Annotated in this window: 11 protein-coding genes and 1 pseudogene; 3 read left to right on the forward strand and 9 right to left on the reverse strand. The window is 40.1% G+C overall.

All coding sequences use genetic code 11. The features are described from left to right. Positions 1-425 precede the first annotated feature (425 nt). From KO530_RS02145 to KO530_RS02170, 6 genes are all read right to left on the reverse strand, one after another. Complete coding sequence (locus KO530_RS02145; protein ID WP_216046732.1) at positions 426-791, reverse strand: hypothetical protein; 366 nt, start codon at positions 789-791, stop codon at positions 426-428. Between the two features lie 125 nt (positions 792-916). Beyond that, positions 917-1,909, reverse strand: a complete 993-nt coding sequence (locus tag KO530_RS02150) for an NAD-dependent epimerase/dehydratase family protein (protein WP_216046733.1) — start codon at positions 1,907-1,909, stop codon at positions 917-919. Positions 1,910-1,981: 72 nt separating this feature from the next. Continuing rightward, complete coding sequence (locus KO530_RS02155; RefSeq protein ID WP_216046734.1) at positions 1,982-2,353, reverse strand: MerR family transcriptional regulator; 372 nt, start codon at positions 2,351-2,353, stop codon at positions 1,982-1,984. Between the two features lie 96 nt (positions 2,354-2,449). Then, on the reverse strand, positions 2,450-3,346 hold the full coding sequence (locus KO530_RS02160; protein WP_216046735.1) for a PhzF family phenazine biosynthesis protein: 897 nt from the start codon (positions 3,344-3,346) through the stop codon (positions 2,450-2,452). 100 nt (positions 3,347-3,446) lie between these two features. After that, positions 3,447-3,839, reverse strand: coding sequence for a hypothetical protein (locus KO530_RS02165; RefSeq protein WP_216046736.1), 393 nt, complete (start codon positions 3,837-3,839; stop codon positions 3,447-3,449). A 146-nt stretch (positions 3,840-3,985) separates the two neighbouring features. Continuing rightward, positions 3,986-4,183: a hypothetical protein gene (locus KO530_RS02170; RefSeq protein WP_216046737.1), complete on the reverse strand. Its 198-nt coding sequence runs from the start codon at positions 4,181-4,183 to the stop codon at positions 3,986-3,988. 831 nt (positions 4,184-5,014) lie between these two features. On the opposite strand from KO530_RS02170, the pseudogene KO530_RS02175 reads away from it, so the two are divergent. Next, positions 5,015-5,773 (forward strand): annotated as a pseudogene (locus KO530_RS02175) (IS110 family transposase); the annotation flags it as partial. Positions 5,774-5,859: 86 nt separating this feature from the next. Here KO530_RS02175 and KO530_RS02180 read toward each other — a convergent pair. Further along, positions 5,860-6,552 (reverse strand): PEP-CTERM sorting domain-containing protein, encoded by a 693-nt coding sequence (locus tag KO530_RS02180; RefSeq protein ID WP_252728706.1) that lies wholly within the window; start codon positions 6,550-6,552, stop codon positions 5,860-5,862. Between the two features lie 329 nt (positions 6,553-6,881). On the opposite strand from KO530_RS02180, the gene KO530_RS02185 reads away from it, so the two are divergent. Continuing rightward, positions 6,882-7,127 (forward strand): type II toxin-antitoxin system CcdA family antitoxin, encoded by a 246-nt coding sequence (locus KO530_RS02185; protein ID WP_216046738.1) that lies wholly within the window; start codon positions 6,882-6,884, stop codon positions 7,125-7,127. Continuing rightward, a complete protein-coding gene (locus KO530_RS02190) occupies positions 7,127-7,444 on the forward strand; it encodes a CcdB family protein (RefSeq protein WP_216046739.1) in 318 nt (105 codons plus the stop codon). Before KO530_RS02185 ends, KO530_RS02190 begins: the two co-directional genes overlap by 1 nt. Before the next feature lie 75 nt (positions 7,445-7,519). On the opposite strand, the gene KO530_RS02195 is transcribed toward KO530_RS02190, so the two are convergent. Both KO530_RS02195 and KO530_RS02200 read right to left on the reverse strand, forming a co-directional pair. Further along, positions 7,520-7,819 carry a type II toxin-antitoxin system RelE/ParE family toxin gene (locus KO530_RS02195; RefSeq protein WP_216046740.1) on the reverse strand — a complete coding sequence of 100 codons (300 nt, stop codon included), beginning with the start codon at positions 7,817-7,819 and terminating at the stop codon, positions 7,520-7,522. Then, positions 7,807-8,064 (reverse strand): type II toxin-antitoxin system Phd/YefM family antitoxin, encoded by a 258-nt coding sequence (locus KO530_RS02200; RefSeq protein ID WP_216046741.1) that lies wholly within the window; start codon positions 8,062-8,064, stop codon positions 7,807-7,809. The genes KO530_RS02195 and KO530_RS02200 overlap by 13 nt, the downstream gene beginning before the upstream one ends. Positions 8,065-8,238 lie beyond the last annotated feature (174 nt).

Raw genomic sequence — 8,238 nt, forward strand, 5'->3', positions numbered from 1 at the left:
CTGGCTATACTTGGCGAGGCACGAGCAGCAGCAATTGGGTTTGGGTCAGCAATATTTGTTTATTAATGCGCCCCCACTTCACTATCGCGGTTTTGCCGCCACAAGCAATTAGCACAACAACCTTGATTAAAATAATTACCCTAGACTAAAGCAAACCGCCAGAAAACTACAACTATCGATGGTGGTACATTGAACTGGTATTGAGAAAACCATTTTAGCTGGAAATATTTGAAATAAAAAATCGGTTGGTCGATAGCGGAAAAAAGCACTAGTTAAGTCAGAGAAATACAGAAGAAACCAGCCTTTTCGCTATACAGAAAATTAAAAGGCTTACGTGCTGTAACGCTTAACATATGGGGATTTTAGGAGCCCATTGGCCGAAAGCCTGCGAGTAAGATTCCCGGTGAATTTACGAACATCATAATTCATTTTTTAGCTGCACGTTTGTTGAAGATGACAGGTAAGCGCCATGAAAGAAGTAACGCTACAGCAAAAATTACTAATATTTTAATAAAGATAGGCTTGCTAGCTGTATCAAGTATATTTTGTAGAGAGTGATTAAACAAAAAGACGCCAATAGCTGCAATCGAAAGCTGCTTAAAATTGAATTGGAAGTTGGTAATTTTGCAACCTACAGCAAAACCGATACTGGCGACGAAAGCAAAAATAAGGCTATTGAGAACGTTATTTATCAACGAAACCTGAATATCTGCATACCACGCTGCATAGAATGGAAAAAGTAGTGTAATGAATGCCAAGCTAATTCCAAAAAGACCAATTTGCTTAAACATATGATTCCTTTCCAAGTGCTACCAGCGGCCCAGCGAAGTGGAGCCATTTTAGTGGTATAACGGAGCGTAGCAACATCACAAATGATTGGCAACGTCGCTGGCTCCGCGAGCATTGACTTGTTATGCTATCTTTCACTTTGGCGCCCATTAAGATACTCAAATACGCCAAGTAAAGCTTCTGAGGCTGAGCGAGGTTCGTATCCCAGTTCGTTACGTGCTTTCGCTATCTCATACTCTTGCCTTACGCCGTAGAATAAGGCCACTTGGCTTCTAATAAGCTCAGCTGGTTTACCTGTCATCTTAGCTCCTAGCTCTGAGCATAAGGCAATAAAATACATCAACCATTTTGGTAAGCGTGCTGGAACCTTAAGGTTAATTCCTGCCGATTGGGCTGCTTTGTATATCTCAGGAAGTGACGAAGCTCTGTTATTTGCCAATATGTAGCGGCTACCAGAATTACCTTTCGTAGTAGCAGCCACTATGCCTTTTGCCACATCGCGAACATCAACGAAATTAAAGAAAAAATGAGGATCTACTAAAAGCTTATTGGTTCTAATTGTTTCAATAAACTGCATAGTGTCTGTCAGTCGATTGGCATGGGGACCAATCATTGCTGAGGGTAGAACGGAAACCATCCAAAGTTGGTACTTTTTTGCCAGCTCCCATGCTTTTTGCTCTGATTTTATTTTAGAGTTGTAATAGGCATTGTCAGATAAAGCGTTCCAACTATTTTCATCAAGATAAGTCCCATCATGCCCGACAGCCGCAACCGAGCTAACATAAACAACTTTTTTAACATTGGCTTGTGCCGCAGCCTTAAGGACAATTTCAGTCCCTTTCACATTCGGCTCGACGATTTCATTAATAGGATCTTTAGCCCAATGCTTAAATACAGCTGCAACATGATATAAAATATCAACACCTTCCAGGGCTTTTTTCATTGATTCTATATCCTGCATTTCGGTATAAACGACTTGGCAATTCAAGTGAAAAAAATCATCCACATTTTGAATATCACGCATACCTGCTCTTACCGTTTCTCCTTGCGCTATGAGCTCTCTAACTAAATTCCCCCCTAAATGACCGTTTGCCCCAGTTACTAAACACACATTAGACATCTTATATTCACCTATCAGATTATTAAGTGACAAGACTATAAACTCTTCCCCTAGGGGAATAGTCAAGCGTTTTTAATTGTCTGCGTGGTCAAACGAAAATTGATCAATCAGTTCTTTTTTTAATGACCCTAACTCAACATCTAACTGTTTGGCTTGTTCGATCGCGATTTTAATTTGCTTCTGCTTTTGCTCTATTGCATCTATAGCAATCTCGACCGGAAAGCGATTCTCTTTCGATTTAACCTTCATCATCGGCAGCATTTCTGAAAGTTTAAAGCCCAGAGATTGCGCCCGCTTTATCATTGAGATTATAACTACATGATGCTTATCATAAATGCGGTACTTTCCTAATCTAGACACCTCCGACAACAGCCCTAGCTCCTCGTAGTGATGGATCGCTTTTTTTGACGCGCCGGTTAGCTTCGAAACTTCTCCTATATACATGTTTTCACTCAATTCTAAGTCGGGTGTAACACCACAATAAGCGGCGGTGAAACCGTCCGTTTACTTTTCTTGTTGGGCCCTTTTGGGCAAGCTTTTTTAGCATAAAACATGTACCCCATCTATCCTTAAGACTGCTCCTCCACCAAACCAGACCTGACAATTTTCAATATCAGTTTCTGTTGAAAAAATCTGCACGTAATTCGGGGAGTCTCGGAAACTATTTTGCTCTATTTTTATCATCTCGCCATCCCACTTTCCGTGCTTTAAGAGATAATAACCTAAAGCTGAATTGCCTGAACCTGTTGCTGGATCTTCAAGGTAACCAAATGTTGGTGCGAAAACTCTCGTCCGATATTTACACTCTTGAGCAACAGTTTCTGACGAATACAAGATAATAATATCCACTCCAATTTGTATGCAAAATTTGTTGAGAGTTTGAAGGTCTGGCGTCACAGAAAGTATGGACTCTAGTCCAGCTATAGGGACAATAAGAGTCGCAAGCCCTCCGTTCACAATTTGGATTGGTTGTAATTGGTCAATGTCATTAATGTGACAATTAAATGCTGAGACAATATCAGGTATGCTAATATTTTTTGAGGAGAACCGAGCTGGTGGTGCCGATATATAAACGCTTTTCTCACTTTTGTAACGGTTTTCAACCATTAAACGATCAGTCATTGTCGAGATAGACAATATTGACTTTTCTTGCATTGCCTTACTATTGGCGACGATGTCGTTTAGGATAGCTATTGTTGCATGTCCGCAGAAGGCGACCTCTCTTTCAGAAGAAAAATATCGAAGGTGGTAATCAGTATCAGTCCCTGGACTGACATAACCAACCTCACTGACAAACCCTTTCAGTTCTTTTGCTAGTTGTAACATTTCCGCACTGGAAAGCTTTTCTACTGAGTCAAGATATACTACAGCTGCTGGATTCCCTGTTGAATATTGGGAGGCAAAAGCATCTATCTTTTTGAGTCTTAATGTATGCATGAATTTCCCTTGCGCCTAACGCCGTAATAACCGAGCGTAGCATTGCGTGGTAAAGTGAGCCAAACGAACCACGCAATGCGGAGTAAGGTTGCTTACTTTGTTAACTACTGAGCTTGGATGCACTTTTAACCTCCAAGGTAAATGAATTTGCAGTTATAAACCATTCGTACCATGCTTCTGTTTGTTTAAACCCTTCGAATAAAAACACTCCATCCATAAAATATGCATGCATGATTTCATCCAGGGGAAATTTTGGCTCGGGATGATCCTTTGCCGCCTTGTCATCATCCCAATAGGTGGCTCTCTCTTCAGCTACACCGAGAATTTCTAATGTAGCTTCTTCGACCTTCCAGTCTTGGCCTCCTGACCCAGGGTGTTCTTTTGAAATAAATGCACCTTTTATATCCAAAATAACAGATTCAGACTGACGCTCAATTTTTTCAATTGAAGCGTCATGAAATCCTAGTTTGTCAAAGTCGGTGGTCAATTTCATAGGCAGTTAACAATATTCTTATGTGACATTACCTCACGCACTTTTTTATAAAATGACCACAAACCGCAGCCAGCCCAAAGAATAGGAGAGAAAAAGCGATCATCCCGACTAAAGGACCAATGATTGCATCTTTACCCTCCTTGTCGCTAAAAACTACTTCTGATACGCCATAAAGAACGCCCCCCTGCGACTGAGAAAAAGAAAAAGCCAATAAGCATTGAGAAAAACACCAATGGTTTTTGCAATCGGTCAAATTGCAAACCAATCAATATAGATTCAATTAACCCCACTTCAATTTCCTTGGCACATAACTTTTCAATAACCGGCGCAGGCACGCAGGGCATAATGGCGAAGCCGCCCTGCGTGTATGCGTCCCAGCGAACGAAGTGAGCGAGTTTAATGAGTTGTTATATTTCAATTTTTAAACATCCTTGAAAACATCATAGATAACAACCACAACGTTAATGACTGTTAATATCATGATGAAAATAGTCATGTTACGCATTTGAGAAGTCATGGACTGAATTTTAGAGTTAAATTCCTCATTTTAACGGCGAGCAATTTCTTCGCGGTAAAAACTAAGCCCAAGACTTGTTGTATTAGCTATTTGGTCATAGCTTTTTTTGAGAGAGTCGATATCTCTTTTTTTTCAATTCTTCAAATGAACTCATTAATCTTCCTTGAAATATAACAATATTCTTGTGTGGCTTACTGCGTAACCATATAAGTCTGTGCGGATAAGAACCAACCCTTTTTGTACATACACTCTACAATAAATGCATATTGGATATCACGACTTGGTACTTGTGCTTCAATTAGATGTTCTTTTATCTCGCTCTTGCAGTGTGCAAAATCCTTTTTAGCGCCGACTAAGTTGTTACCTGTAGGGGGAATGTCTGGATTTTTAACCCAATGAGTAACATACCCAAAGTAGTCGTAGTTATCCTGATAAGAGGAATTTTACTCTACTTCTTTGGGCTTGGTCGAAGTGCAACCGCACAGAAGGACGATAAGTAAAACGCTAATAAATCGGTTCATTCTCAACTGCCACATAGACACAATTACTCCCTTTGATAATGCTAGCCTCCGCATTTTCGTGGGTTAGCTAAAAGCCACCAGAGCGCTGGCCGGAACCATAATTAGTTCGCTAAAGACTAATTCATTTGGAGGCTAGCATGAACAAACATAGCATAATTTTTTTAGCATTGGATACTCACAAAGAATTTAACGAAGTGGCTTATTGCGAAGAACAACGAGGGGCACAGCCTGTGCATTATGGCAGAATACCGTCGTCTAAAGTCAGCATGAAAAAACTCATAAGGCAGTTCGAGTCTAAATATCCAGGTGCAACATTACATGTTGTCTATGAAGCAGGACCTTGTGGCTATTGGATTTATCGTTTGATCACCAGCCTAGGCCACTGTTGTTATGTGGTCGCACCGTCCCTTATTCCTAAAAAGCCGGGTGAACGGATTAAAACGGACAGACGTGATGCACTCAAACTAGTCAAATTACTCAAATCAGAAGATCTCACGCCTATCTATGTACCCGAGCCAGAAGATGAAGCGGTGCGGGATTTATCTCGCGCACGTGAAGCGGCGATGAAAGATTTAAAAGAAGCTAAGTACCAACTCAAAGCGTTGTTGCTACGTAATAATATTCGTTATGCAGGCTCCGCCAATTGGTCAAAGAAACACTTGCGCTGGTTAACCGAATTGATACTGCCCCACCCAGCTCAGCACATCGTGTTGCAAGAACAACTGCAAACCATTGATGAGCGCATACGGCGGTTCGAAAGGTTGGACAACGAACTTACGTATCACGTTCATCAATGGCGTTATTATCCTGTCGTAAAAACACTTCAAGCAATGTGAGGTGTCCGGGTGTTAGTTGCAGTCGGTGTGGTGGCAGAGTTTGGTGACTTGCATCGTTTCTCCCCAGAAAACTCATGGCTAATATGTGTTAGGCAAAAAAATGCCCCAATTTATACGAGGTTTCAATAAGGTTTAAATGTAAGTAATTAAACTATTTTCTTTTTTCTTGAAAAGGCAATACCAGCCAAACCAAGCCCTAGTAAAGCCATTGAAGCAGGCTCAGGCACGCTTGTAGCTGTCACAAAACTAACATTGTCCATACCAAATACATCATTGTTTAATGTTATATTTTGAAAAACCAAATAGTCAGCCATTTCATTAGAATCGAAGGAAAAACCATAAAAACCAACAGTGGAATTATTTGGGGAAGAACTATTTAGCATTCCTAGAAGGTTACTATTAGAATCATAAGCGCTGATAACAGTGTTTAACGTACCGTTTGATATGCCAGAAAATGTAGCACCCCAAGCGGATACGGAGCTATCAAAATCGACACGTAAAGTTTGTGAGCCTGTTAAATCACCGAGTAAGTATGAAGTACCGTCAATAGCATAACCCCCGCTAAATACGAAACTTTGAGCATCTACAATGTTGGTCGCGTCTCCATTAGCGCCTGGAACCCCCGTAATTTGCATATTATTAGCAGAGACGGTAGCGTTTCGAAATGTTGTATCTGTAGAAAATGAATTGAAATTTTCAGTGCCTGATACTGATCCAACAGCACTATTCCACAAAGCCTCATCCGTGTATGAGATAAGACCAGCTTGCGCGGGCAACCCAATTACAAAACTAGCGAGAACCGCTGCAATTTTAATAACTTTAGTCATTTTTATATTCATCTTACAATTACTCCTTAAATGTATTGTAGTTTTTACTTTTAGCACATTAACGCATAGAACATGCCACATTATATTTCCCGTTATTTCAACATGTTAGTTGATTTCTATTATTCAATATGTAAAACAATTCGACACTATAATTATAGCCTGACGCTTCACATATGGGGCGCAGGCTTGCTGGCTATATTTGCGAAGAATGAGCTGAACCAGCGACTATGCGTCCCAATGAGCGCAGCGAATGAGCATGACGTGTTAGTTATATGCCAACCATGCTTTTAAATGCGCATTACTATGCGTATACTGATTAAAAATTAAGTTGGAGCATAGCAATGGCAGACCTTTACGATTTAGCCGCACCTAAAAAGGCAACAAATTTAAGCCTCAATAGTGATTTGTTAGAAAAGGCCAGAAGCTTAAAAATTAACTTGTCTGCAACCCTAGAGCAAGCATTAAGCAATAAACTTAAATTTATAGAAGCTGAAAAATGGAAACAAGAAAACAAGGCTGCGGTAGAGGCCTACAATGAATTTGTCGCCGAGAACGGTAGTTTAAGCGATGAGTACAGGGATTTTTAATGCCGCAATTTGATGTATACAAAAATCCAAGTAAGAAAACGAGAGAGGCTTATCCTTATCTAGTCGACGTCCAAAATTCGGTAATCGATCAATTGGCCACTCGCTTAGTTGTGCCATTGACAAATGTAAACGCTAAACCCAGCATGTTAATGAAAAAATTAACGCCTGAAATAGAGTTTGATAGCAGCACTTACTTATTTATGGCCCAGCAGCTTACCTCTATACCCGAAGATGTGCTTAAAAACCCTGTTGGTACATTAGAAGCGTCAAGAGCGTTGTTGATAGATGCGATAGACTTCGCCATCACTGGCATATAACGCTTTGCATATGGGGATTTTAGGAGCGCTTTACCAGCAGTAAAATTCCAACCATGAAGTTTTTGTTAGCCGTATTTAGCTGCGTAAAATAAACTTTCTCAGATCACGCTCTTGCCGCATAACATGAAGTATATAAACTAGATCATTATCTATTTTATAAAAAATACGACATGGATTAACAACAACTTCTCTAGAGTTTAAGTTTTTTAATTCACGCGGGATTTTCCCCGATTCAGGATGTCTCTCTAGTCTAGTAACTTTATCAAACACCTTTTGTGCTAAATTTTTGGCTGCAGGTAAATTACTTAACGCAATATATTCAACTATTTCGTTTAAGTCATTTAAAGCAGGAGCAGTCCATTTTACTTCAGCCATTTACTCATTTTTTCTTTTGCATCTTCATTAGAGAATGTATCGCCATTTCTAATAGCTTGCTCGCCTCGAGCAACACCTTCGAGTATCTGCATTCGTTGTTGCATGAACTCATAGTCATCTACATCAACTAAATATGCAGACGGTTGTCCATGCTCTGTTATTAACACTGGTTCTTTTGACGAATGTAGCTCAGCCAATATCTTGGTTGCTTGTCGCTTTAATGTTGTTACTAGCTCTACTCTCATGATGAATCCAATTATAAAATGCGCAAATGTATCACTATAGTATCACACGCGTTTGCCGTTTCAAATTTACGGCTAACGCTTCATTCAGAGGCAAATAATTGTTGGCTAAAATAGCGACGCAGGAGCAAAAGCCAACTGTTATTTGTCCTGCTGAAATGACTTGATACTCATTGA

This window comes from Aliiglaciecola lipolytica (assembly GCF_018860635.1).
GTDB lineage: Bacteria > Pseudomonadota > Gammaproteobacteria > Enterobacterales > Alteromonadaceae > Aliiglaciecola > Aliiglaciecola lipolytica_A.